The organism is Comamonas sp. lk (genome assembly GCF_900564145.1).
Taxonomy (GTDB): Bacteria; Pseudomonadota; Gammaproteobacteria; order Burkholderiales; family Burkholderiaceae_C; genus Comamonas.
The window spans coordinates 1,236,129-1,261,818 of the sequence record NZ_UOOB01000001.1; the positions used below are offsets into that span (position 1 = coordinate 1,236,129).

Sequence of the window (25,690 nt, forward strand, 5' to 3'; positions counted from 1 at the left end):
TACGGCGAGCGATGTTTAGGGGGCCTTCCATATGCTTATGGAGGGTATATGCAATTTCTTATGTTTTATATGGAATGGCTGCGGCCAGCGATGCCAGCAGCCAACGCGCATGTCGCAGTGGCAAATGTGCAAGAGCTTTTAAATCAGGAGCTGCTTGCGCCAGTGTTGATTGGATTTCATATGGAAATCAATTGGAAATCATTGCATTGAAAGCGCAAGATGCTCTTTTATTGATAGCAAGCAAAGCCCTGAATGCAGCAGCAAGACGCAAGGTGTCCACGGCGTTTCTACAATGGCAGGCTATGTTCCCGATCGACCTGCTTGACGCCACGCCCGAGGGCGCTTCCTCTGCCCATCATTCCCCCTTGCTCGCCAATCTCAATGACGAGCAACTGGCGGCCGTCACCCTGCCTGCAGGCCATGCGCTGATTCTGGCGGGCGCCGGCTCGGGCAAGACGCGGGTGCTGACCACGCGCATTGCCTGGCTGCTGCAGACCGGGCAGGCCACGCCGGGCTCGATTTTGGCTGTGACCTTCACCAACAAGGCGGCCAAGGAAATGCTGGCCCGTCTGTCGGCCATGCTGCCCTACAACGTGCGCGGCATGTGGATCGGCACCTTCCACGGCCTGTGCAACCGGCTGCTGCGCGCCCACTATCAGGCGGCCAAGCTGCCCCAGGCGTTTCAGATTCTGGATACGCAGGATCAGCTTTCGGCCATCAAGCGTCTGTGCAAGCAGTTCAATGTGGACGACGAACGCTTTCCGCCCAAGCAGCTGATGTACTTCATTGCCGGCTGCAAGGAAGAAGGCATGCGCCCCGGCGACGTGGTGGTCAGCGACCCCGACACGCGCAAAAAGGTCGAGATCTACCAGCTCTACGAAGAGCAATGCCAGCGCGAAGGCGTGGTGGATTTTGGCGAGCTGATGCTGCGCAGCTTCGAGCTGCTGCGTGACGATGTTCATCTGCGCCAGCACTACCAGCGCCGCTTTCAGCACATGCTGGTGGACGAGTTTCAGGACACCAACAAGCTGCAATACCAGTGGCTCAAGCAGCTGGCGGGCGATGTGGTGGAAGGGCGCTTTGTCTCCAGCTCCAGCGTGATTGCCGTGGGCGACGACGACCAGAGCATCTACGCCTTTCGCGGCGCGCGCGTGGGCAATATGGCGGACTTCATTCGCGAGTTCGATGTGCGCAACCAGATCAAGCTGGAGCAGAACTACCGCAGCCACAGCAATATCCTCGATTGCGCCAACGCGCTGATCAGCCACAACAGCAACCGCCTGGGCAAGAGCCTGCGCACCGATCAAGGTCCGGGCGAGCCGGTGCGCATCTATGAGGCGCCCAGTGATCTGGCCGAGGCCTCGTGGATGGTGGACGAGATCAAGCAGCTGGTGAAAAGCGACGGCTTCAAGCGACAGGAAATTGCCGTGCTCTACCGCAGCAATGCGCAAAGCCGGGTGATCGAATCGGCGCTGTTCAACGCTTCGATTCCCTACCGCGTATACGGCGGCCTGCGCTTTTTTGAACGTGCCGAAATCAAGCACGCCCTGGCCTATCTGCGCCTGCTGGAGAATCCGCACGACGACACCAGCTTCATGCGGGTGGTGAACTTTCCGCCGCGCGGCATTGGTGCGCGCACGGTGGAAGTGCTGCAAGACACGGCGCGCAGCAGCGGCACTTCGCTGAACGACGCCGTCACCGCCGTGGGCGGTACTGCAGGCACCAAGCTGCAGGGCTTTGTGGCCAAGATGGATGTGCTGCGCGAGCGCACGCAAGGCAAGACGCTGCGCGAAATCATCGAGACCATAGAAGAGGAAAGCGGGCTGATCGAGCACTACCGCAGCGAAAAAGAAGGTGCGGATCGCATAGAGAACTTGCAGGAACTGGTGACGGCGGCCGAGAGCTTTGTCACGCAGGAAGGCTTTGGCCGTGACGCCGTGGCGCTGCCGCTCGATGAACACAGCGGCCGGCCCGCGATCACGCAGTCGCCGGTCAGCCAGGGGCTGGACCCCAGTGCACCGCTGCTCAACGAGCCGCTCAAGCCGGCCGAGGGCACACTGGCCAGTCTGGTCAATGTCGACACCGGCGAGACGCTGTCGCCGCTGCAGGCTTTCCTCGTCCATGCGGCCCTGGAGGCCGGCGACAACCAGGCCCAGGCCGGGCAGGATGCTGTGCAGCTGATGACGGTGCATGCCAGCAAGGGCCTGGAGTTTGACGCTGTCTTCATCGGCGGGGTGGAAGAAGGCCTGTTCCCTCACGAGAACGCCATGATGGATAGAGGCGGCCTGGAGGAAGAGCGGCGTCTGGCCTATGTGGCCATCACCCGGGCCCGCAAGCGCCTGTATCTGAGCCATTCGCAGACCCGCATGCTGCACGGCCAGACGCGCTACAACGTCAAGAGCCGCTTTTTTGACGAGCTGCCCGAAGAAGCGCTCAAGTGGATCACGCCCAGGCAGGCGGGCTTTGGTACGTTTACTCCTAATTCAGGAGCTGGTGGTGCATATGGAGCAGGCGCTGGAGGTCGATTTGGCTCCAACTCTGGCTGGGGTGGTCGTGCTGCCAGTACCAGCGAGATTTTTGCCAGCCCGCCCGTGCCCAAGCAAAAGGCCGAACCTTCGCATGGCATCAAGGCCGGGCTGAACGTGTTCCACAACAAGTTTGGCGAAGGCAAGGTACTGGCGGTGGAAGGTGTGGGCGACGATGCGCGCGCCCAGGTCAGCTTTGGCCGCCACGGCACCAAGTGGCTGGCGCTGTCGATTGCCAAACTGACCATTGTGAGTTGAAGCCCCAGCCAGTTAGGCAGGCATGAAAAAAGCCGCAAGCTGTTGCCAGCTTGCGGCTTTTATTTTTGGGTAGCGCTTATTTGGCGCTGAGCTTCATTTGGGCGGGCGAGGCCGTGATGTAGCCGACTGCCGAGCCAAACTTGTCTTTGTAGTTGGCCTTGATCAGAGGATCCAGCTGGGTCTTGACGCTGGCGTGGATGCCGCCCCAGTCGCCAGCGTGCTGGAAGTTGCTCATGATGTAGGTCCAGCCGTTGATTTCGTCCACGGCATGCAGGCCTGTGGACTCTCCACCTGCGGGCACGGACAGCAGGCGCGACAGCTGCTTGGTGTCCACGTTGTAGGCCCACATGAAGTTGTTGACGTGCTGGCTGCTGTCTTCGCCGATGAACAGGGTGCGCATTTTTTCCGAGAACTTGAGGTTGTCGGGGTTGGCAATCTTGTTCGGGTTGGCCGTGTTGCCCAGAGCGTCACCTTTGAGTGTCTTGCCATCGGTGTCCAGCAGATCCTCGCCGGCCAGCAAAGGAGCGGTGTCCACGGGCATCCATTCGCTGTTGATGGCGCCGCCCGTCGTGTCCTTCTGACCGCCCTTGAGATTCAGCGCCATCACCACACCAGCCACCAATTGCTTGGGGACGGAGACGCCGTTGCCTGGTACGTTGGCTGCGTTGCCGGCGACCATGGAGCTTTGCACGTTCTGCAGTGCCGAGTAGGCGATCTTGTCCTTGGCGTTGACGGTCGTGCCTTCCATCTTGGTGAAGCCCAGGCTGGCACCCTTGAAGGCGGCATAGCGGTGGGTTTCGAGGAAGGCGGCAGCCTTGTCCATGCCGGAGTTGATCTTGATCCACTCGGTCTTGCCGTTGCTCACGATCTTGGTGTAGCTGGCGTCGCTGGGGTCGGTCTTGCTCACGGTCATGATGTCCGTGGGCTTGAGCGTGTTGGCGAGCGTCTCGATTTCGGCGCTGGTGGCCGATCCCAGCTTGATCCAGGTCAGCGCAGCGGCGCTCTTGGAGGCAGGGTCGATGGAGAAACCCGCGCCGACCTTGGCTGCGTACAGCGTGCCCGAGGACAGGTCTTTTTCCTTGTCGGCCACGAAGACAAAGTAGCCGCTGTTGGTAGCGTCATCACCCATGAGGGCGGTGCGCTGGTCGGGCATGACCTGCACCAGCTCATGGGAGATGCGACCCATGCAGAAATGCTTCTTGATCGTGGCGGTGCCGTCAACGTTCACGATCACTTCGGGCATATGGCCGTAGTGGTAGGGGTTGGCCTTGGTGGCGTCGCCATAGAGGTTCTGGCTGTAGGCCTGGAACATGGTGTTGCTGGCGATGCTGAAGGCATCGGGCTCGTACTCTTCCGAGGACAGATGCGTGCCCCAGGGCGAGAGGCTGGCGCCACAGGTGATCCACAGACCGTGCACCTTGGAGGTGTCGACATTGTGATATTTGACCAGGCTCAGCTTGCCAGTGCTCTGGTCTTGGTCCAGCGTCAGCACGGCGATGGGCGAGGGCAGCTTGCCGTACATATCGGTTTTGCCGTCCTGGGCCCAGGTGGTGTATTCAAACTGCACCACGGCGAACACGGGCTGGCCCTTGACGCCGTCCACCTTGGCATTGGGCACGGTGAGCAGCGAGGTGCCGTCAGGCGAATCGGAGAAGAAGTGACGCTCCTGGCCTGAGACGGTTCTGTCGATGATCTTGTTGTTGAAGATGTCGAAGTAGCCGCCAGACAGGATCTTGCCGCCCTTGCCGTCCGAGACTTCGTCGCCGGTCACGAAGAAGGGTTGGTAGCTCAGGTCATAGCTTTGCTCGCTCTTGTCGTCAAAAGTGACCTTCATCTGCGATGCCATGAACATGGTGGCCATGTCGGCAGGCTTGGCCAGCGTGGGGGCAGCCATGCTGGTGAACGTGGCCGAGACATAGTTCTTGGCGACGGGCACGGGAGCGACCGGCGCATCATCGCCACCGCCACAGGCTGCCAGCAGGCTGGAGGCCGAAAAGGCAGACGCAATGGGAAGCATGGGAGCGCCCGACAGGAATTGCAGGGCTTTGCGGCGGCTGAGCAGAGTTTGAGACATGAGGAATCTGTAGTGGGGTTGGATTGGCTTGACGGGCCGCAACGCCTCGCCAAGGCCCGATCGCCCTCGATGCTAGAAACTCCTCGTGTCACAGTTGTTGCAGTTGCGTGACGAAGCGGTGACAGCCGCCGCGCAGCATGGCGCACAAAAAAGCCCCGGCTGAAGGGCCGGGGCTTGATGTGGTGGCTGGCTTTCAGTGTGCCGCAGGCGGCAAACCGGGCGGGTTGGTCTGAGGCTGGGCATCGCCCGGCTCATCGGGCGGGCTGAAACAATCGCGGAAGGTGAAGACCAGAGAGGTGAAGAACATGGCGGCCAGCATCAGCGCCATGGTCACCATGATGGCGCCGGCGGCAGCGCCGATCACGCTGGCCAGAACCCCGGTGACCAGGGCCAGCAACGTGCCGCTGGCAATGAAGACGCCCACCCAGCAGATGCCGAATACCGCATAGGCCGCAATATTGCGCACGCAGGCGACAAAGCTGAAGAACAGGGATTTGATGGGCGAGATGTTGTGCCAGTGCACCAGCGCCGGCGCATGCCAGAACAGCAGCGACAAGGGCAGGTACAGACCCATGCTCAGCCACATGGCGGACTGAAATTCGGGCATTTCGGCGATCTCGCGGGACATGGGCGTCTGGCCCATGTAAACGCTGGCAAAGGTGCCGTCGTCAATCAGCGTGGAGGCGCCGATGACGAGCAGAAATCCGGCGGCATACAGCCCGCCCAGCACCAGCATGGAATGCATGCGCTGCGAGCCGTTGCGAAATGCCACCAGCAGCAGCGCCGGCGTGGGCTTGCGGCCATGAGCGGCTTCCGAAGCCGCCACCATCATGGCCAGGGACACGGAGGGTAGCAGGGCCAGCGCGATCACCGGGCCGATTAGGGGCAGCACGGAAACCAGCGACATGCTGGCCATGGACAGGAAAAACAGGGCCGCCAGAGCCAGAGGCTGGCTTTTGAAAGTGCGCAGACCCAGCTGCACCCACAGCCAGCCGGTGCGGGCAGGAACGATTTGGAGTTTCATGGGAAGAAAAAAATGCTTTCGCGCCGCTTGGCAAAAGCTGATGCGCGCACTTTACCCGGTTCATGCGCACGGGGCCATCAATAGCCCCGTGCTGTCCGGCAGCTTGGAAGGTGTGGGTGGCCGCGTAGAGCGCAGCCGCAAGCCTCAGGCCAGGCTCTGGGGATGGGCGATGCGCTGCTTGAGCACGCGCTCGAAGTGGGTGGGGTCGTGGGGGGTCAGCAGGGCAGCTTCGCGGGGCAGATGGAAATCCCACAGGCGCGACACCCAGAAACGCAGAGCCGCTGCGCGCAGCTGAGAGTTGAACAGCTCGCGCTCGGCCGCCGTCAGCGGGCGCACGGCCTGGTAGGCGTCCAGCATGGCCTTGGCGCTTGCCTCTAGGTGCGCACCTGTTGCGTGATCGATACACCAATCGTTCAGGCAGACCGCCAGATCGAAGAGCCAGGTATCGACGCCGGCAAAGTAGAAGTCGAAGAAGCCGGTGAGCTTGTCGCCGTCAAACATCACGTTGTCGCGGAACAGATCGGCGTGCACCGGGCCGCGCGGCAGTGCCGCGTAGGCGGCCGATGCGGCCACATGGTTCTGGTAGGCCAGTTCGCTGCGCAGCATGGCGGCTTCAGGCTGCTCCAGATGGGGCAAGACCACGGGCGTGGTTTCGTTCCACCAGGGCAGGCCGCGCAGGTTGGGCTGCTGGCGCTCATAGCTTTGCCCTGCCAGATGCATGCGGGCCAGCATGTCGCCGACGGCAGCGCAATGCACGGGCTGAGGTGCCAGCTGGCTCTTGCCCGCCAGGCGGTTGACGATGGCAGCCGGTTTGCCGCAGACCTTGAGCAGGATGTCGCCGCTGCGGGTTTCGGCCTGAGGGTCAGGCACGGGAATGCCGGCCTGGGCCAGATGCTTCATCAGGTACAGATAAAACGGCAACTGCTCGGCCGAGAGGCGCTCGAACAGGGTCAGCACCCATTCGCCCTGGTCGGTACTCAGAAAATAGTTGGTGTTTTCAATGCCGCCTTGAATGCCGCGCAAGCCCGTAAGCGTGCCAAGGGAGAGACGGCGCAGCAGATCGCGTGCATCTTTTTCAGAGACTTCAGTGAAAACAGCCATGATGGGGAAAAATGCCGGCTCTATACCGGTCAGGTAGTCAGGTTCAATATGCAACAGGGCAGTGCTGGGTGGCACTGCCCTGTCATTCAATGGGGGCGCTGGAGCTGAGGCTTAGAACTTCAGCACGTTCCAGACCCGGCTGCCCGTGGTGTCGCCGCTGTTGGCGTCGCGGTTGCGGGCTGCTCTCGCGCCGTCGTTGGACTGCACTTCATACTCGGGCATGGTGCCCACCTTGGGCTGCACGGTAATGCTCTGGGTCTGGCCGCCCACCCGGGTTTCATCCACACGGCTGCCAGCATCTTCCACACGGATGTGTTCGATCCGCTGGTTGTGCTTGCCGGGCGCAGCAGAGTTCTCCGTCTTGTCCTGGGCAACAGGAGCTGCAGCCTGGTCAGGGGCTGGAGTGGAGGTCTGGGCCAGTACGGAACCGGCAGCCAGGCTGAGAAGGATGAACAAATGGGTGGCGCGCATGGCGCAATTGTAGGGCGAGTTGCCGATTGTCAGCTGGCTTCGCCCCCGACGTCGATGGGGGCAGAGGCCGCAGTGCTTTGCATGGTTAATGCCGGTGCACGTGCACAATCTCGCCCATGAGCAATTCCAAGACCCTGGTGCTGATCGACGGCTCCAGCTACCTGTACCGCGCCTACCACGCCATGCCCGATTTGCGCGCCGAGCCCGGCAATCCGGCCAGCCCGGCCACGGGCGCGATACGCGGCATGATCAATATGATGCAGGCGCTGCGCAAGGACGTGCAGGCCGACTACGCCGTCTGTGTATTTGATGCCTCGGGCCCGACCTTTCGCGATGAGATGTACACCGAGTACAAGGCCACGCGCTCGCCCATGCCCGACGATTTGCGCGAGCAGATTGCTCCCATCCACGAGGTGGTCCAGCTGCTGGGCTGGAAAGTGGTGGCCGTGCCCGGCGTGGAAGCCGACGATGTGATTGCCACGCTGGCGCAGATGGCGGCCGCGCAAGGCATCAATGTCATCGTCTCCAGCGGCGACAAGGACTTGAGCCAGTTGGTCAACGAGCATGTGACCATCATCGACACCATGAACGGCAAAAAGCGCGACGTGGCCGGCGTGACGACCGAGTTCGGCGTGCCACCAGCGTTGATGGTCGACTACCAGGCCCTGGTGGGCGATACCGTGGACAACGTGCCCGGCGTCACCAAGGTCGGCCCCAAGACCGCCGCCAAGTGGCTGGAAGAGCATGGAACGCTGGACAATTTGATAGCTAACGCCGCAGGCATCAAAGGCGTGGCGGGCCAGAACCTGCGTGATGCGATTGCCAGCGGTCAGCTGGCGCTGAGCCGCCAGCTGGTGACCATGAAGACCGATTGCGACCTGGCTGACTACATCAGCGGCCTGCCGCAGCTGGACGATGTGGTGCTGGCCGAGCCTGACCATGCGGGTCTGGCACCTTTTTATGAAAAATACGGCTTCAAGGGCCTGGTGCGTTCGCTGGGTGCTCCTGCTGTTGAAGCTGCACCGGCAAAGGCGGGCAAGTCAGCGAAGGCCGGAAAAGCCGGCAAGGTCGACAGCGCCCAGGGCGGCTTGTTTGATGCCGATGACGCGGTGGTCACCGAAGTGGCCGTGGCGGCCCAGCAGCGCGATGTGCTCTATACCACCATCCTGACCGAGGCCCAACTCGATGAATGGCTGGCCAAGATCGATACGGCCGAGCTGACTGCCATCGACACCGAAACCGACTCTCTTGACGAAATGCGAGCCCGGATTGTCGGCATCAGCTTCAGCGTGGCTGTAGGTGAGGCAGCCTATATTCCGCTGCGCCACGAAGGCATGGAGGTGCCCGAACAGCTGGGTATGGATAGGGTGCTGTCCAGGCTCAAGCCCTGGCTGGAAGATGCCAGCAAGAAAAAGCTGGGCCAGAACGTCAAGTACGACCAGCATGTGTTTGCCAACCATGACATCACCGTGCGCGGCTATGCGCACGACACCATGCTGCAATCCTATGTGCTGGAGGCCGACCGTCCGCACAACCTGACAAGTCTGGCGCTGCGCCATGTGAACCGCACCGGCATCAGCTACGAAGACCTGTGCGGCAAGGGCAAGGGCCAGATTCCGTTTGCCCAGGTGCCGGTGGACAAGGCCGCGGCGTACAGCTGCGAGGATTCAGACCAGACGCTGGATGTGCATGGCGTGCTGTGGCCCAGGATTCAGGCCAGCGCCGGTTTGCTGCATATTTATGAGCTGGAGATGCAGACCAGCGAAGCGCTGTTTCGCATCGAGCGCAATGGCGTGAGCATTGACGCGGGCGAACTGGCGCGCCAGAGCAATGATCTGGGCGCGCGCATCTTGAAGCTCGAGGAAGAGGCTTACGAGATTGCCGGCCAGCCCTTCAATCTGTCCTCGCCCAAGCAGCTGGGGGAAATCTTCTTTGACAAGCTGGGCATGCCCGTGGTCAAGAAGACCGCCACTGGCGCGCGCAGCACCGACGAAGAGGTGCTGGAAAAACTGGCCGAGGACTATCCGCTGCCCGCCAAGCTGCTGGAGCATCGTTCTCTGTCCAAGCTCAAGGGCACGTATACCGACAAGCTGGCCCAGATGGCTTTGCCCACGGACGGCCGCGTCCACACCCATTACGCCCAGGCCGTGGCGGTAACTGGGCGCTTGTCCAGCAACGACCCGAATCTGCAGAACATTCCCGTGCGCACGCCCGAAGGCCGTCGCGTGCGCGAAGCCTTTGTCGCCCCCGAGGGCAAGCTGATTGCCAGCGCCGACTACTCGCAAATCGAGCTGCGCATCATGGCCCACCTCAGCGGTGACGAAGCCCTGCTCAACGCCTTCCGCGACGGCCTGGATGTGCACCGCGCCACGGCAGCTGAAGTCTTTGGCGTGAGTGTGGATGAGGTCAGCAGCGAGCAGCGCCGCTATGCCAAGGTCATCAACTTCGGCCTGATCTACGGCATGAGCAGCTTTGGTCTGGCCAAGAACCTGGGCATCGAGACCAAGGCCGCTGCAGCCTATATCGACAAATACTTCCAGCGTTACCCCGGCGTGAAACGTTATATGGAGCAGACCGTGGAGCTGGCCCATGCCCAGGGCTATGTGGAGACCGTGTTCGGCCGCCGCCTGGTGCTGCCCGAGATCAACGGCGGCAACGGCCCGCGCAAGAAAGCCGCCGAGCGCGCCGCCATCAACGCGCCCATGCAAGGCACGGCGGCCGACCTGATCAAGAAGGCCATGGTGGCCGTTCAGGCCCGGCTGGATGCGGAAAAGCCCGAGGTGTTGGTCATCATGCAGGTGCACGATGAACTGGTGTTCGAACTGCCTGAAGCCGATCAGGAATGGGTGCGCACCGAGATTCCACGTCTGATGGCCCAGGTGGCCGAGCTGCAGGTGCCCTTGCTGGCCGAAGTGGGCTTTGGTGCCAATTGGGAAAAAGCGCACTGAGCGTAAACGCCCATGCCGTGACGGGCTCCGGGCCCCGGAGTCAAGTCATGGCATAGTCCACAGCATCTCGGTGTCCATGTCTGTGAGTTGATGCATTGCATATGTTGAAGACTGCTGCCCGTTTTTTTTGCGCGCACCCGTTTTGGCCCTGGTCTGGCTTGGCTGGCTGGCCGCTGATGCCAGTGCGGCTGGCGCCGGCATCGCTTCGCAAAAAGGCGGCTGGCAGCTGGTTCAGGCCGTGCCGCGCGGCGAGGTGGCCGAGCCGCTGACGCAGCACTATGCACGTCTGCTCCCTCTGTATCTGGGCGGCAAGGCCGTGATTCCGGCTTCCACGCGGGGACGGGATGTGGACGGCGTTTACGAGGCACTCAAGACATCCGATCCCGACCGGACTTTGATGATGCTGACCACGGGAATGAACAGCAGGCTGCACGATGACGCGGTGAACCGGCACAGCAGCCCTCCCGTGCTGGTGGTGCAACTGGTCTTGCAGCGTTCCTGGTGCCTGGTCTCGGCGCAGGATGTGCCGCCGCGCACGGCCGAAGAGCTTGGCAACTGGGTTGCTGGCTTGGGGCGTCCGCTGCGTATCGGCCTGCCGTTTATCGAAGGGGCTCCCGATGTCTGGGTCAGGGCGATGGAGAAAAAAACCGGTGTACGCTGGCAACCGGAAGTATTTGCCAAAAGTGCGGAAATGAGCGTGGAGGCCTTGCTGGATGGCAGGCTGGATCTGCTGTTCGATCACTGCGCTGAATTTCAACGCATTTTTCAAGGCAAGAATGCCGCCAGAATCCGGCCGCGTTTGCAGATTCTGGCTACGTCAGGCTCGCCGGATCCCTCGCCGTTTCCCACGTTTACGCAATGGCGGCTACCCACGGTTCAACCGGGCTGGATGGCCTGGTTTGTGCCCAGCGGCATGGGAGCGACAGAGCGGGCGCGGGTGGCCCGTGGCCTGCATGCCATCACCGTGCGCGAAGATACCCAGCGACTGATTCGCGAATTGCGCCAGGAGCCCAGCAGCTTGACGACCGAAGCCTCTCAAATCTATGTAGCGCGTTGGTCCGACACCTGGAAAAGCATCTCCCACTGGCTGGACAACGTGCCCAGCAAACCCAATAGGTCGCCGATTTCCGTCAAGGCACTGGAGTAAGCCAGCTCGCCAGTTTTCGATAAAAATGCGATAAACCCCTTGGTGAGAAAGCGCATGCAGCTCTATTTTTCATAGTGATAGAGCTGGTGGGCACGATGCTCGGATGCCGGCGGCTCTGGCGGAGCACAGCAGTTTGTGGATGTGTTGCAAGGAGATCTTGAATGCAGTTTGATGATTTGCGATCCGATATGGACTCCCTGTTGGCGACCAAGGGTGGGGTAGCCGGTGCAGGGCTGCCGCGCCGCAGTGCGCTGCAGCTGGCTCTGGGTGTTGGACTGGGCCTGGGGTATGCGGCGGCGGCCGGGCCTGTCATGGCCCAGACGGCCATCAGCACGCCTGCAGACGGGTTGACCGAGGGCGAAATTCATATCGATGTCAACGGCTACAAGCTGCCGGCTTACCGTGCCGTGCCTGCCGGCAAGTCTGCAGCCCCGGTGGTGCTGGTGATCTCCGAGATTTTTGGCGTGCACGAGTACATTGCCGACACCTGCCGCCGCTTGGCGCGTGCCGGCTATATGGCGATTGCCCCGCGTCTGTTTGTGCGCCAGGGCGACCCCATGGCCTATACCGAAATAGCCCAGTTGCTGAACGAGGTGATTGCCCGGGTGCCCGATGAGCAGGTGATGACCGATCTGGATGCCGCCGTGCAATGGGCGGCTGACAATGGCGGCGACGTGAAAAAATTGGCCGTGACCGGCTTTTGCTGGGGCGGCCGCATCACCTGGCTGTATGCCGCGCACGGCCCGGTGAAAGCCGCCGTGGCCTGGTATGGGCGCATGCAAGGCATGGAGACGCTGCTGCAGCCGGAGCAGCCGATTGAGCAGGTGGCCAGCCTGAAGGCCCCGGTGCTGGGCTTGTACGGCGGCAGGGATGCAGGCATTCCGCTGGAATCCGTGCAGGCCATGGATGCGGCGCTCAAGCAGGGCTCCGACGCGGCCAGGGGCTCGGAGTTTGTGGTCTACACCGAGGCTCCGCACGCCTTTCACGCCGACTACCGGCCCAGCTACCGCGAATATGCGGCCAAGGACGGTTGGGAGCGGATGCTGGGCTGGTTTGCCAAGCATGGCGTGGCATGAAGCCGCGTGTGCAAGGCGGGGGGCTTGACAGCTTTGCTAAGGTGAAACGATAGATCGGGAACAGAATGGTTCCGGGTCGTTGTCATGGGGATAGCCGCAGCGGCACCGCGCAAGCGGGCGCATTCTGCCAAAATCCCCTGGTTTCGCCTGCAAAGGCATACGGTTAATGCATAAATCGCTATGACGTTGGTAGCAATCATTTTGGCCACCCTGGCTGCTGGTATTGGCAGTGTTTGGGTGGCCGCCTTGTTGATGGGTTGGGGTGGGGCGCGTTCGCCCGGGGTCATGCCGCAGCGTTTGCTGAGTCTGGCCGCAGGCGCTTTGTTGGCTACGGCCTTCATGCATCTGCTGCCCGAGGCGTTTGAGAGTCATGGCGAGGCGCATGACTTGTTCGTGGTGTTGTTGGTCGGCCTGGTGTTTTTCTTTCTGCTGTCCAAGGCCGAGCTATGGCACCACGGCCATGAGCACTCTCACGCCTTGCCGCAGGAAGATCATGAACACGATCATGGACATGGCCATTCACACGGCCATGGGCATGATCACGGCCATCGCAAGGGCGGCTGGGCCATTCTGACCGGCGACAGCGTGCACTGCTTTGGCGATGGCGTGCTGATTGCTTCGGCCTTCATGGCCGATATGCGCCTGGGCCTGATTGCCGCCATCTCGGTGCTGGCCCACGAGGTGCCGCACCATATGGGCGACATCGTGGTGCTGCGCCAGTCCAGCACCAACCGCCGTGTGGCGCTGATCAAGGTGTCCATGGCCGGCGCGGTGACCACGTTGGGCGGCATTGCCGGTTACTTTCTGATCGGCCAGCTGCACGACTTGCTGCCTTACTTCCTGACGGTGGCTTCCAGCAGCTTTATCTATGTGGCACTGGCGGATCTGATTCCGCAGCTGCAAAAGCGCCTGAGCTCCAAGGAGACGGCGGCGCAGGTGTTCTGGCTCTTGCTGGGCATTGCGCTGGTCACGCTGGCCAGCGGTGCCGCACACACCCACCCGCATGCGCACTGAGTGAGCGAAATTTGAATGCACAAATGGCAGCCGAGGCTGCCATTTTTTGTGTCTAGATCGGTTCGGCTTCTCCGCGCAGCACGGCTCTGACGGCCGGCAGTTGCCGCCGCGAGACGGGCAGCAGCTCCGGCACGCCTTGCAGGCGCAGGCCCCAGCCTTCGCCTTCGCCTTCCTCGTGGTCCTCGTATTTTTCCAGGCTACGCATGGCGCCGCGCGCCACCAGGGTGTTGCGGTGCACGCGCAGCAGCTGCTGCGCGTGGCGGGTTTCCAGTTCGGCCAGCGCGCCATCGAGGATGTAGTGGCGGCTCACGGTACGCACCGTGATGTATTTTTGCTCGGCCTTGAGATAGCGCACCTCGGTCAGCGGCAGCCTGATGGTGGTTCCGCGCTCCTGAATCAGGAGTGTAGGCCCGCTGTCATCAAGGGCTTGGGCCTGAATCTGGTTGCTGCGCTCGGCCTTGAGCAAGGCTTGCTTGAGTCGCTCCAGCCGTACGGGCTTGGTCAGGTAGTCGGCGGCATCGAGCTCAAAGGCTTGCAGCGCATGGCCGGCATGGGCGGTGACAAACACAATCGCGGGCGGATGGGGAAAGCTGCGCAAGGCCTCGGCCAGCGCCAGGCCGTCCTGGCCCGGCATGTGTATGTCCAGCAGCACCAGCTGTATGGGCGCGGGGCGCTTGGCCAGCAGCAGGGAGCGGGCCTGTTCCGCATCTGCCGCTTCCAGCACATGGTGGCCGTGGCCGCTGTCGCACTGGCAGTCGCCCAGCAGCGTGCGCAGCCGGGCCCGGGCCAGTGCCTCGTCATCGACTATCAGTATTTGCATGGCTTGGGGTGGTGGATGGGGTGGATGGCTGCGGCTCCAGCGGCACGCTGATGCGCACCACGAACAGCCCTTTGTGCTCGCCGGCGCTGAAGCTGCCGTTCAAGTCGTGCAGCAGCGACAGCCGGGCTTTCACATTCTCCAGCGCAATGCCGTTGCCCTTGTCGGGGCACTCTTGCGGGCGCTTTTCGCCGTCGGCGGGCAGGCTGTTGACGATATGAATCACGGCCTGCTCGCCACGTCGCTCGGTGCGCACCTGCAGCTTGCTGCCTGCCGTGCTGAGCTCCACGCCGTGGCGTATGGCGTTTTCCACCAGCGGCTGCAGCAGCAGCGGCGGCAGCAGTGCATGGTGCGCGCTTTCATCTAGCTGCCACTGCAGTTGCAGACGCTCGCCAAAGCGCACCTGCTCAATGGACAGATAGCGCTGGGCCAGCTCGATTTCCTGGGCCAGCGTGGTGGTGCTGTGGGGCTCGGCCAGCGCGTAGCGAAACAGATCGCTCAAGTCCTCCAGCATGGTCTCGGCCTTGGCCGGCTCGGCCCGTATCAGGGCGATCGCACTGTTGAGCGTGTTGAACAGAAAATGCGGGCGTATGCGCGATTGCAGCTCGGCCAGGCGGGCCTGGGTCTGGGCCGGTGTGCTGCCGCGGGCACGCAGTACCAGGGCGGTCACCAGCAAGGCGGCCAGCAGGCCGCCGGTTACGGCACTGGCCAGCCAGGGCGTCTGGTTCAGGCCTATGAAGCTCAGCATGGCGCAGGCATACAGACCGGCCAGCGCGCCCAGCAGCACGCCGGCCAGATACTGGCCGCGCATGCTCATGCGCTGCAGCCGGTATTTGAGGCTGCAGGCCGCAATCAGCCACACCAGCGTGCCGGGCAGACTGGCGGCGGTGAGCAGGGCCATGCGGGACAGCCACTCCCACAGCGAATCTGCGCCGAACATGGCGGCCGTGGCGATGACCAGCTGCACAAACAGCACGGCACGCAGCACCACGCCGGCGTTGCAGGCGTCAAACACCAGAGCGCTGGGCCTGGTGCGCAGAGTGGATGAAAAAACAGGGCGGGTCATGGCGGCAGTTCAGGTGCCGCGCGGGAGCTGACAAAGCGTGCGGCATGGCCGGATTATGGAGAGTCTGCCCGCTGGCTCAAACAGGCGCCCAGCGTTTTGTCGGTGGATGGCATCCGGTTTGAGCCGGCTCAAACCGGCAACTAAGCCCTGGCACCGGCCTTTGAGGCCCGGGTAAAGCGCTGCAGCGACCAGGCAATGCCGGCCAGAATCAGCAGCATGGGCGCCAGTTCGGTGAGCTGGGGCAGGCGCCGCACATGGATGAAGTGGTAGGCCAGAGCGAACAAGGTCTCGAACACCAGCAACTGGCCCACCAGGGTGATGGGCAGGCGCTGGCTGGCGGCATTCCACATCCAGTTGCCCAGCCAGGACGAGAAAATCGCCACGGCCAGATTCAGCAGCCAGAACATCTGCCAGCGCTGGGCGGGGATGGCCGGCGCAGCGTCGCCGGGCGAGACCAGCCACAGAAGCGCCCAGAGCAGGGCGCTGATCAGACCGACGGCCAGGCCCCAGAGCGTGGACCATTGCGTGCCGTTGAAGCGGCTTTGCGCCAGATAGCGGGTGTTGTCCAGCGCATAGCGGCTCCAGCAGATGACGGCCAGCACGGCCATGACCACGCCCAGCAGATAGCGGCCCGGCTGCTGGTTGCTCGCCGCTTCGCCGCTCAGCGCATGGGCGTTGATCAGCACAATGCCGGCCAGGATCAGGGCCATGGGAGCCAGCAGGCTTTTGAGAGGAACCGCGCCCGAAGTCTTGCGGCCCAGCAGCGGCACCATGACCGGTACCAGGCCCACGATCAAGGAAGTGATCGCCATGCCTATCCACTGCACCGAGGTGGCCACCAGCGCAAAGTAGATGATGTTGCCCGTCAGGGCCAGCCAGATCAGATGCCGGACATCGGCTTTGCGCAGCTTGGGCAGCAGCCGCGCCGCCTGGGGCAGAAAAATGCACAGCGCCACCACGCCGTACAGCACAAAACGGCCAAAAGTGATTTGCAGAGGGGAGAACTCCGGCAACAAGGTGGGCACCAGAAAAATGGCGCCCCAAAGCGCACAGGCGGCCAGGGCGAACACGGAGCCGGAAACCAGGGAAGAGCGGGAATTCATGCAAAAGCAGGGCGCGGCGGCAGCGGTGCGGCCGTGCGCGCGAGAAGATCAGGGGGGAGAGTCGCCGAAATTGTGGCGTGATCGCAAAGACCTGCAGGCCGGCTTGAGAACCTGATTTTCAGATTAATAAGTGCTGTAGCCCTTATCAGTCAATCGCATTTAGCTATCAAATGAGAAGTTTCTTGCGCGCGCCAAAGGCTTTGTCGCAGTGGCCGGCAATGGCTCTTGCGGCAGTTGCTCCGGTTTGCGGAGGCGGGCCGATAAAATCGCGGTTTCTGCTTTGCACAGCCGCATCGCCATCGCCCTGATGGCCGGGCCTGTGGTTTTACGGGATTGTTGCCCTCACATGTCTACATCTGCTCCTTCGCACAACCAGCTCGACACCAAGGCCGAAGCCTGGTCTGCCCTGTTTTCCGAACCCATGAGCGACCTGGTCAAGCGCTATACCTCCAGCGTGTTCTTTGACAAGCGCATGTGGCAGGCCGACATCCAGGGCAGCCTGGCCCACGCCGAAATGCTGTCGGCCCAGAAGATCATTGGCGCCGACGACTTTGCCTCCATTCAGAAGGGCATGGCGCAGATCACTTCCGAAATCGAAGCCGGCACTTTCGAGTGGAAGCTGGATCTGGAAGACGTGCACCTGAACATCGAGGCGCGCCTGACCGCCTTGGTGGGCGATGCCGGCAAGCGCCTGCACACCGGCCGCAGCCGCAACGACCAGGTCGCTACCGATGTGCGCCTGTGGCTGCGCGGCGAGATCGATCTGATCGAAGGCCTGCTCAAGGAGTTGCAGCTGTCGCTGGTGGAAGTGGCTGCCCAGAACGTGGACGTGATCCTGCCGGGCTTCACCCACCTGCAAGTAGCCCAGCCCGTGAGCTTTGGCCACCACATGCTGGCCTATGTGGAAATGTTCAAGCGCGATGCCGAACGCATGCTGGACGTGCGCAAGCGCGTGAACGTGCTGCCGCTGGGCTCGGCCGCTCTGGCCGGCACCACCTATCCCCTGGACCGCGAGCGCGTGGCCAAGAGCCTGGGCATGGTGAATGACCAAGGCGAGGCCTGCGTGAGCCAGAACTCGCTGGACGGCGTGAGCGACCGCGACTTTGCGATTGAATTCACCGCTGCTGCTTCGCTGTGCATGGTGCACGTGAGCCGTCTGTCCGAAGAGCTGATCATCTGGATGAGCCAGAACTTCGGCTTCATCAAGATTGCCGACCGCTTCACCACCGGCTCGTCCATCATGCCCCAGAAGAAGAACCCCGATGTGCCCGAACTGGCACGCGGCAAGACCGGCCGTGTGGTCGGTCATCTGATGGGTCTAATCACCTTGATGAAGGGCCAGCCCCTGGCCTATAACAAGGACAACCAGGAAGACAAGGAGCCGCTGTTCGACACCGTGGACACCTTGAAGGACACGCTGCGCATTTTTGCCGAGATGATTGGCGGCCAGTTCAACCCCGCCAGCGGCGTCAAGGAAGGCGGCATTACCGTCAACGCCGAGAACATGCGCGCTGCAGCCTTGAAGGGCTATGCCACGGCCACCGATCTGGCCGACTACCTGGTCAAGAAGGGCTTGCCCTTCCGCGATGCCCACGAAACCGTGGCCCATGCCGTCAAGCTGGCGCAGCAAAAAGGCGTGGATCTGACCGAGCTGCCCCTGGCCGAACTGCAGGCTTTCAATCCCAATATCGAAGCTGATGTGTTTGAAGCCCTGAGCCTGGAAGGTTCACTCAATGCCCGTAACACCCTGGGCGGCACGGCGCCAGCACAGGTGAGATTGCAGCTGGCCAAGCATCAGGCCCGTCTGGCCTGATCGGTTTGAGCAGATGACGGCGTAGTTTTCACGCCGGGAAAGCGCCCTTTGCCGGGCGCTTTTGTTTTGGATAATCGCAAAAATCACAGGGAGAACTCAATGGCTCAATCTCGTCGTCAGTGGCTGCGTGCCGGTATGGGGGTGGCGGCAGCGTCCACTCTGGCTCCGTTGAGCTGGGCGCAGTCCCACACCGGGCAGCCGATACGCATCCTGGTGGGTTTTCCGCCCGGCGGCGGCTCGGATGCGATTGCGCGCCTGCTGGCGGAAAAGCTCAAGGACGAACTGGGCAGCACGGTGCTGGTGGACAACCGCCCCGGCGCTGGCGGCCAGATTGCGGCCCAGCTGCTCAAGGCTGCGCCCGCTGATGGCCATACCCTGTTTCTCAGCCACGACCACACGATTTCCATCCTGCCCCAGGTGGTGAAAAAGCCAGGCTTCGAGCCGCAGCAGGACTTTGTGCCCGTGGCCGGCATTGCCACGTTTGTGAATGCGCTGGCCGTCTCCAGCAACACGCCGGCCAGGAATCTGGCCGAGTACGCGGCCTGGGTACGCGGCGAAGCCAGGCGCGGCACCGTGGGCATTCCAGCACCGGCTTCCACGCCGGAGTTTCTGACCAAACTGTTGGCTGAACACTACAAACTGGATCTGGTCGCGGCACCGTACCGGGGCAGTGCTCCCATGCTGGCCGATATGCTGGGCAACCAGATTCCGGCCGGAATCGGCTCCGTGCCGGACTTCATGGAGAACCACAAGGCAGGCAAGTTGCGCGTGATCGGCGTGATGGGAGCCAAGCGTCAGACCACCATGCCCGAAGTGCCCACTTTGCTGGAACAGGGCATCAAAGGGTTTGAAGACACGCCTTACTACGGCATCTACGCCCCCAAGGGCGTGCCCCAGGCTTTTGTGAATCGCTTCTCGGCGGCCGTGGCCAAGGTGCTGCAGCAGCGCGATGTCTATGCCCAGTTGACCGCTCTGGGGCTTACAGTTGGATACATGAATCCCGAGCAGTTGGCCGTACGTGAAAGTGCCTATACCCGAGTCTGGGCCGGTATCATTCGCCGCAGCGGTTTCCAGCCGCAATAGCCCTTGCGCGCAGCATTCGCCTGAAAGCCTTGCGCCGCTTGCGGTGCAGGGCTTTGTTGTTTTGCACTGCAGGCCAGGCCAATGCGGTGCCGGGCCAGACATCAGATTCAAACAGTGGGACAGGGCGCAAGCCCTGCCTGGAGGGAGTAGCTGCAATGACCGTGCCGTACACGATAAGGACCGGGGCGCAAGCGAGCACAAAGGCTTGGCGCAGGCTTTTGGGAACAGCTTTGCTGTGGGGGCTGGCCGCCACTGCAGCCCAGGCTGTGGGAGTACGCCAGTTCAGCCCGCAGGGCGATGTGAGCAAGGTGGGCCAGGTGGTGGTGCAGCTCGATGGCGCGGGTGTGCGCTTTGGCGACCCCAAGGCTGCGGCTCCCGTCACGCTGCAATGCACGGATGCCGAAGCCGCCAAAGGCACGGGCCGCTGGAACAGCGAAAAAGAATGGGTTTACGACTTCGTCCAGAACCTGCCCGCCGGCGTGCGCTGCACGGCCAAGCTCAATCCCCAGTTCAAAACCGTCTCTGGTACAGCATTGACCGGTGCTACCAGCTATCAATTTCAAACCGGTGGCCCGCAAGTCCAAAGCATTGCTCCCGACACCTGGAACGAGATTGACGAGCAGCAGTACTTTGCCTTGAAGCTGACCGGCGCCGCCACGGCTGACAGCCTGCAAAAGCACGTCTGGTGCACTTCGGAAGGTGTGGGCGAGCGCATTCCCGTGCAGCTCATCACGGGCAAGGACCGCGATGCCGTGCTCAAGCAGCAGGGCTGGGAAAAAGAAGCCGGCCAGCGCCCGCAAAACTATGCCGTGCTCAGCTGCAATCGCCGCCTGACTTCGGGCAGCAAGATGACCCTGGTCTATGGCAAGGGCGTGGCCATGGCCAACGGCCTGGTCAGCAAGGACGAGCAGCGCTATGAATACGCGGTACGGGCACCGTTTACCGCCGACTTCAGCTGCGAGCGCGAGAACGCCAATGCCGCCTGCCTGCCGATTCGTCCCATGCGCCTGTCGTTCAGCGCACCGGTGCCGCGCAAGCTGATCGAAGGCATTCGCCTCAAGAGCGGTGCTGCTGCCGTGGCTCCCGTCATCGAACAAGGTGGCGACAAGCTGGCCGATGATTCGCTGGTGGACAGCATCAGCTTCCCCGCCACCATGGCAGCCAATGCCAAGTACACGATCGAGCTGCCGCCGCAGTTCAAGGATGCGGCCGGGCGTACCTTGACCAACGGCAATATGTTCCCACTGGCGACGGCCACCGGCAATATGCCGCCGCTGGCCAAGTTTGCCGCATCGCCTTTCGGCATCGTGGAACGCTTTGCCGAAGGCCCCAACGGCCCGGCCCTGCTGCCGGTGACCTTGCGCAATGTGGAGCCCGATCTGACGGCCAAGTCACTCGATGCCAGCGTGATTCGCACCATGAAGGGCGGATCGGACGCCGACATCATTGCCTGGCTGCACAAGATCGAGGACTACGACAGCTACATGATCGCGCGCAAGCGTGCCGCCCGAGAGGTGCGTGTGCTGCCGCCGGTCATCAGCGACGAGAAGAACTATGTGCAGACGCGCATGCTCTCGTTGCTCGAGGGCAAAAGCGAGGTGAAGACGCTGGAGATGCCCAAGGCATCGCGTGGCGATCCGCGTCCCTTCGAGGTGGTGGGCATTCCCTTGAGTCCCGGCTTTCAGGTGGTGGAAATCGCTTCGCCGCTGCTGGGCAAATCGCTGCTTGATGAAGGCTATGGCGCGGGTCGCACCATGTATGTGCGCACCTCGGCCCTGGTGACCAATCTGGCCGTGCACTTCAAGCTCGGTCGCGAAAACTCCGTAGCCTGGGTGACCACGCTGGACAAGGGCAAGGTCGTGGCCGGTGCCACGGTGCAGGTGTCGGATTGCAATGGCCGCGCCCTGACCTCTGCCGTGAGCAACGAGCAGGGTATTGCGACCTTTGAAGGCCTCAACCCCAGCCCGCCCGCCTGCAGCAGTCAGGACGGCGGCTATCGCAGCGCTTCCTATTTTGTGAGCGCCAGAGCCAATACCAGCGCAGGCCAGGAGCTGGCTTTCACCTGGAGCAGCTGGCAAAAAGGCATTGAGCCCTGGCGCTTCAACGTGCCCACCAGCTCCAGCGCCAGGAGCGATGAAGTGGCGCATACGGTGTTTGACCGCATGCTGTTCCGCGCCGGCGAAACCGTCTCCATGAAGCACTATCTGCGTGTCTTGACCGGCCCTGGCAAGAACTCCAAGGGTTTCGAGAAGCCGCAGGACTATCCCAACCAGCTGACGATTACCCATCTGGGCAGCGGCCAGCGTTTTACCCAGGCCTTGAACTGGAACAACAGCGGCAGCGCGAGCAGCGAATTCGCCACTTCCAAGACGGCCAAGCTGGGCGAGTACCAGGTGGAGCTGGGCTATGCCAGCGGCAGCAGTGAGCGCCGTCGTTCCTTCAGCACGGGGATTTTCCGGGTCGAGGAATTCCGCCTGCCTGTCATGTCGGGCAGCATAGGCCCGCAGGCCAAGGGCGCGCTCTACAACGTCAGCAGCGTGCCTGCCCAGGTGCAGCTCAACTATGTGGCCGGGGGGGCGGCGGCCAATCTGCCGGTCAAGGTGTCGGCCGTGGTGCAGACCAAGGCCGTGAACTTCTCCGGCTGGGACGGCTTCAGCTTCAGCGCGCCGCGCAGCGCCAACCAGTCGGACAGCAGCGATGACGAGGAAGCCACGGCCAGCATGGAAAGCAAGGTGGTGGCCGACAAGCTGCCCGTGACGCTGGACCGCAACGGCCTGGGCAATGTCACCATAGACAAGCTGCCGGCGGCAAAGCAGGCGCGCGATCTGGTGATGGAAGCCACTTATGCCGACCCCAATGGCGAGGTGCAGACCATCAGCAGCACCAGCACCTTGTGGCCGGCTGCCGTGGTGGCAGGCATCCGCTCCGAAGGCTGGATTTCGGTAGACCGCAAGCTCAGCTTCCAGGCCTTGTCGCTGGACACCAGCGGCAAGATTGCGCCCGGCGTTGCCGTCAAGGTGGAAGCCGTGGCCCGCATCACCACCTCCAGCCGCAAGCGTCTGGTGGGGGGCTTTTACAGCTATGACAACCAGACCACGCTCAAATCGCTGGGCACGGTCTGCTCGGGCAACACCGACAGCCATGGCGTGCTGCAGTGCGAAGCCCTGCTGTCCCAGCCCGGCGAAGTCGAACTCATCGTCACCGCCTCCGACAAGGAAGGCCGCAGCACGCAGGCTGCAACCAGCGTCTGGGTGACCGGCAAGGGCGAGATCTGGTTTGGCGGCGAAGATCATGACCGCATGGATGTGCTGTCCGAGCGCAAGAGCTACGAGCCCGGCGAGACGGCGCGCTTTCAGGTGCGCATGCCTTTCCGCAGCGCGACCGCTCTGGTCGCCGTGGAGCGTGAAGGCGTGATCAGCACCCAGGTGGTGGAGCTCAACGGCCAGAACCCCATGGTGGAAGTCAAGGTGCAGGACAACTGGGGGCCCAACGTCTATGTGAGCGTGCTGGCCTTGCGCGGGCGTCTGCGCGAAGTGCCCTGGTACAGCTTCTTCACCTGGGGCTTTATGTCGCCGCGTGAATGGTGGAATGCCTTCTGGCACGAGGGAAAGGAATATGTGGCGCCCACGGCCATGGTGGATTTGTCCAAACCGGCCTTCCGCTTCGGCATGTCCGAAATTCGCGTGGGCACCAAGGGCCATAGCCTTGACGTGAAGCTGGCTGCAGACAAGAGCAGCTACAAGGTGCGGGGCACGGCCAAGGTCAGCATCCAGGCCACGCTACCCGATGGCAAGCCGGCGGCCGGTGCCCGGGTGGCCGTGGCTGCCGTGGATCAGGCGCTGCTGGAGCTCATGCCCAACAGCAGCTGGAATCTGCTGGACGCCATGCTGACGCGCCGTGAATGGGGCGTGCAGACTGCCACGGCCCAGATGGAAGTGATTGGCCGACGCCACTATGGCAAAAAAGCCGTGCCTGCCGGCGGTGGCGGTGGCCGCAGCCCCACGCGCGAGCTGCTCGACACCTTGCTGCTGTGGAAGCCCGATGTGGTGCTGGATGCCAATGGCCGGGCCCAGATCGAGGTGCCGCTCAACGATGCGCTGACCACCTTCCAGGTGGTGGCTGTGGCCGACTCCGGCGTCAGCCTGTTCGGCACCGGCCAGACGGCGATTCGCACCACGCAGGATCTGCAGATCATCAGCGGCCTGCCGCCGCTGGTGCGCGAGGACGATTTGTTCCGCGCCCAGGTCACGCTGCGCAACACCTCGGCCAAGGCCATGAAGGTGGAAGTGGCGCCGCGCGCCACGCTGCTGGAGCTCAAGGCCCAGACCGTGGAGATTCCTGCCGGTGAAGCCCGCGAAGTGGCTTGGGAGGTCAAAGCCCCGGCCCAGCTGAGCGGCACCCGCGCCGAAGCGCTGATCTGGGAAATCTCGGCCCGCGACACGGCCGGCGGCAGCGATGCGGCGCAAGACGCGCTCAAGGTCTCGCAGCGCATTGTTCCTGCCGTGCCTTTGAGCGTGCAGCAGGCCACGCTGGTGCAGGTGGATGGCAGCTACAGCGTGCCGGTGGCACCGCCTGCCGATGCGCTGCCCGGCCGTGGCGGCCTGCAGATGTCGCTGGTGCCCAAGCTGACCGAAGGTCTGCCCGGCGTACGCGACTGGTGGGCCCGCTATCCCTATTCCTGCTTGGAGCAAACCACCAGCAAGGCCGTGGGCATGAACAATGCCGAGCTGTGGAGCCGCACCATGGCCCAGCTGCCCAACTATCTGGACGGCGACGGCCTGGCCAACTACTTCCCGCCGCGCGAAGGTGCGGGCAATACCGGCAGCGATACGCTGACGGCCCACTTGCTGAACATGTCGGCCTATGCGCAAGGCGTGGACAAGCGCTTTGTGGTGCCGGCGGCCGAACGTGCGCAGATGGAAGATGCGCTGATCGCCTTTGTGGAAGGCCGCATCAAGCGTGATTTCTGGAGTCCGCGAAAGGATCTGGAAGTGCGCAAGCTGGCAGCCATTTCCGCCCTGGCCCTGTCGGGCAAGGCCACGGCGCGCATGCTCGACAGCATCAACATCACGCCCAACCAATGGCCTACCCATACGGTGATCGACTGGGTGACGGTGTTGCAGCGCATGAAGGACTTGCCGCAGCGCGACGAGAAGCTGGCCCAGGCCATGCAGATTCTGCGCGGCCGCCTGACCTTCAACGGCACGCGTGTGGCTTTCAGCAATGAGCAGGACGACAGCTGGTGGTGGCTGATGCAAGGCCCCGACGTGAATCTGGCGCGCCTGATTCTGGCCACGCTCAATGATGCGGCCTGGACGGACGACATGCCGCGTCTGGTCAGCGGCTTCATTGGCCGCCAGCAGGCCGGTGCCTGGAGCACGACCACGGCCAACCTCTGGGGGGCGCTGGCCTTGCGCCGCTTCTCGCAGAAGTTCGAGTCCGCGCCGGTGGCTGGCACCACCGTGGCTGCACTGGGCGGTAACGAGGCCAAGGTGGACTGGGCGCAGGTCAAGCGTGCCACCTCGGAAGACCTGCAAGGCCAGGCCCATGCCAACAGCGCCTTTGGCGAGCCCGTGCGTGCCGGCGGCCTGATGAACAACACGATGTTCATGCCCTGGGCCAAGGCCGGCAAGGGTCAGCTGACGGTCACCCAGCAGGGCACGGGCAAGCCCTGGCTGACGGTGCAATCCGTGGCCGCCGTGCAGCTCAAGGCGCCGTTTGCCTCGGGCTATAGCATCAAGCGCACGGTGACGCCGGTGGAGCAGGCCGACAAGAGCTTGTTCGGCAGCGGCCAGTTCACGCGTGGCGATGTGCTGCGTGTGTCGCTGGAGGTGCAGGCCAAGACCGATATGACCTGGGTGGCGATCACCGATCCCATCCCCACGGGCGCCACCATTCTGGGCGGCGGTCTGGGGCGGGATTCGGCCATTGCCTCGGCCGGTGAAAAGCAGGAAGGTGCGGGCTGGCTGGCATATGAGGAGCGCAGCTTCGAGGCCTACCGTGCCTACTACCAGTACCTGCCTGCCGGCACGACCAAGGTGGAGTACACGGTACGTCTGAACAATGCCGGCGACTTTGCCCTGCCGCCCACCCGCGTCGAGGCGCTTTACGCTCCCGAGATGTTTGGCGAATCGCCCAATGCCAAGGTCAAGGTGAGCATGCCCAAGTAA

The 25,690-nt window shown here is 62.8% G+C and carries 16 protein-coding genes; 9 read left to right on the forward strand and 7 right to left on the reverse strand.

The window, feature by feature from the left end; translation table 11 throughout:
- The first annotated feature begins 48 nt into the window (after positions 1-48).
- Positions 49-210 (forward strand): hypothetical protein, encoded by a 162-nt coding sequence (locus EAO39_RS22455; RefSeq protein WP_162989483.1) that lies wholly within the window; start codon positions 49-51, stop codon positions 208-210.
- A gap of 92 nt (positions 211-302) precedes the next feature.
- On the forward strand, positions 303-2,783 hold the full coding sequence (locus tag EAO39_RS05530) for a UvrD-helicase domain-containing protein (protein WP_120970724.1): 2,481 nt from the start codon (positions 303-305) through the stop codon (positions 2,781-2,783).
- A gap of 76 nt (positions 2,784-2,859) precedes the next feature.
- On the opposite strand, the gene EAO39_RS05535 is transcribed toward EAO39_RS05530, so the two are convergent.
- The 4 genes from EAO39_RS05535 to EAO39_RS05550 all read right to left on the reverse strand — a co-directional run bounded on the left by EAO39_RS05535 (position 2,860) and on the right by EAO39_RS05550 (position 7,453).
- Positions 2,860-4,857 carry an alkaline phosphatase PhoX gene (locus EAO39_RS05535; RefSeq protein ID WP_120966524.1) on the reverse strand — a complete coding sequence of 666 codons (1,998 nt, stop codon included), beginning with the start codon at positions 4,855-4,857 and terminating at the stop codon, positions 2,860-2,862.
- 193 nt (positions 4,858-5,050) lie between these two features.
- Positions 5,051-5,881: a BPSS1780 family membrane protein gene (locus EAO39_RS05540; RefSeq protein WP_120966525.1), complete on the reverse strand. Its 831-nt coding sequence runs from the start codon at positions 5,879-5,881 to the stop codon at positions 5,051-5,053.
- Between the two features lie 144 nt (positions 5,882-6,025).
- Positions 6,026-6,982, reverse strand: coding sequence for a homoserine kinase (locus tag EAO39_RS05545; protein ID WP_120970726.1), 957 nt, complete (start codon positions 6,980-6,982; stop codon positions 6,026-6,028).
- A gap of 111 nt (positions 6,983-7,093) precedes the next feature.
- On the reverse strand, positions 7,094-7,453 hold the full coding sequence (locus EAO39_RS05550) for a hypothetical protein (RefSeq protein ID WP_120966526.1): 360 nt from the start codon (positions 7,451-7,453) through the stop codon (positions 7,094-7,096).
- A 116-nt stretch (positions 7,454-7,569) separates the two neighbouring features.
- Between EAO39_RS05550 and polA the strand changes: the two genes are divergently transcribed.
- From polA to EAO39_RS05570, 4 genes are all read left to right on the forward strand, one after another.
- Complete coding sequence (gene polA, locus EAO39_RS05555) at positions 7,570-10,401, forward strand: DNA polymerase I (RefSeq protein ID WP_120966527.1); 2,832 nt, start codon at positions 7,570-7,572, stop codon at positions 10,399-10,401.
- A 127-nt stretch (positions 10,402-10,528) separates the two neighbouring features.
- Positions 10,529-11,548, forward strand: coding sequence for a hypothetical protein (locus EAO39_RS05560; RefSeq protein ID WP_162989484.1), 1,020 nt, complete (start codon positions 10,529-10,531; stop codon positions 11,546-11,548).
- Between the two features lie 161 nt (positions 11,549-11,709).
- On the forward strand, positions 11,710-12,624 hold the full coding sequence (locus EAO39_RS05565) for a dienelactone hydrolase family protein (RefSeq protein ID WP_120966529.1): 915 nt from the start codon (positions 11,710-11,712) through the stop codon (positions 12,622-12,624).
- 180 nt (positions 12,625-12,804) lie between these two features.
- The gene (locus EAO39_RS05570) at positions 12,805-13,638 is read left to right on the forward strand and encodes a ZIP family metal transporter (RefSeq protein WP_120966530.1); all 834 of its coding nucleotides are present in this window, start codon (positions 12,805-12,807) and stop codon (positions 13,636-13,638) included.
- Positions 13,639-13,690: 52 nt separating this feature from the next.
- Here EAO39_RS05570 and EAO39_RS05575 read toward each other — a convergent pair whose 3' ends face one another.
- The 3 genes from EAO39_RS05575 to EAO39_RS05585 form a co-directional block, all read right to left on the reverse strand.
- A complete protein-coding gene (locus EAO39_RS05575; RefSeq protein WP_120966531.1) occupies positions 13,691-14,458 on the reverse strand; it encodes a LytTR family DNA-binding domain-containing protein in 768 nt (255 codons plus the stop codon).
- Positions 14,436-15,521: a histidine kinase gene (locus EAO39_RS05580; RefSeq protein ID WP_120966532.1), complete on the reverse strand. Its 1,086-nt coding sequence runs from the start codon at positions 15,519-15,521 to the stop codon at positions 14,436-14,438. Before EAO39_RS05580 ends, EAO39_RS05575 begins: the two co-directional genes overlap by 23 nt.
- A gap of 140 nt (positions 15,522-15,661) precedes the next feature.
- The gene (locus EAO39_RS05585) at positions 15,662-16,624 is read right to left on the reverse strand and encodes a DMT family transporter (protein WP_120966533.1); all 963 of its coding nucleotides are present in this window, start codon (positions 16,622-16,624) and stop codon (positions 15,662-15,664) included.
- A gap of 346 nt (positions 16,625-16,970) precedes the next feature.
- Here EAO39_RS05585 and argH point away from each other — a divergent pair, with 346 nt between their 5' ends.
- The 3 genes from argH (at position 16,971) to EAO39_RS05600 (ending at position 25,690) form a co-directional block, all read left to right on the forward strand.
- Complete coding sequence (gene argH, locus EAO39_RS05590) at positions 16,971-18,437, forward strand: argininosuccinate lyase (RefSeq protein ID WP_120966534.1); 1,467 nt, start codon at positions 16,971-16,973, stop codon at positions 18,435-18,437.
- Between the two features lie 99 nt (positions 18,438-18,536).
- On the forward strand, positions 18,537-19,520 hold the full coding sequence (locus EAO39_RS05595; RefSeq protein ID WP_120966535.1) for a Bug family tripartite tricarboxylate transporter substrate binding protein: 984 nt from the start codon (positions 18,537-18,539) through the stop codon (positions 19,518-19,520).
- Between the two features lie 155 nt (positions 19,521-19,675).
- Entirely contained in the window at positions 19,676-25,690 is a 6,015-nt protein-coding gene (locus EAO39_RS05600; protein WP_120966536.1) for an MG2 domain-containing protein, read from the forward strand.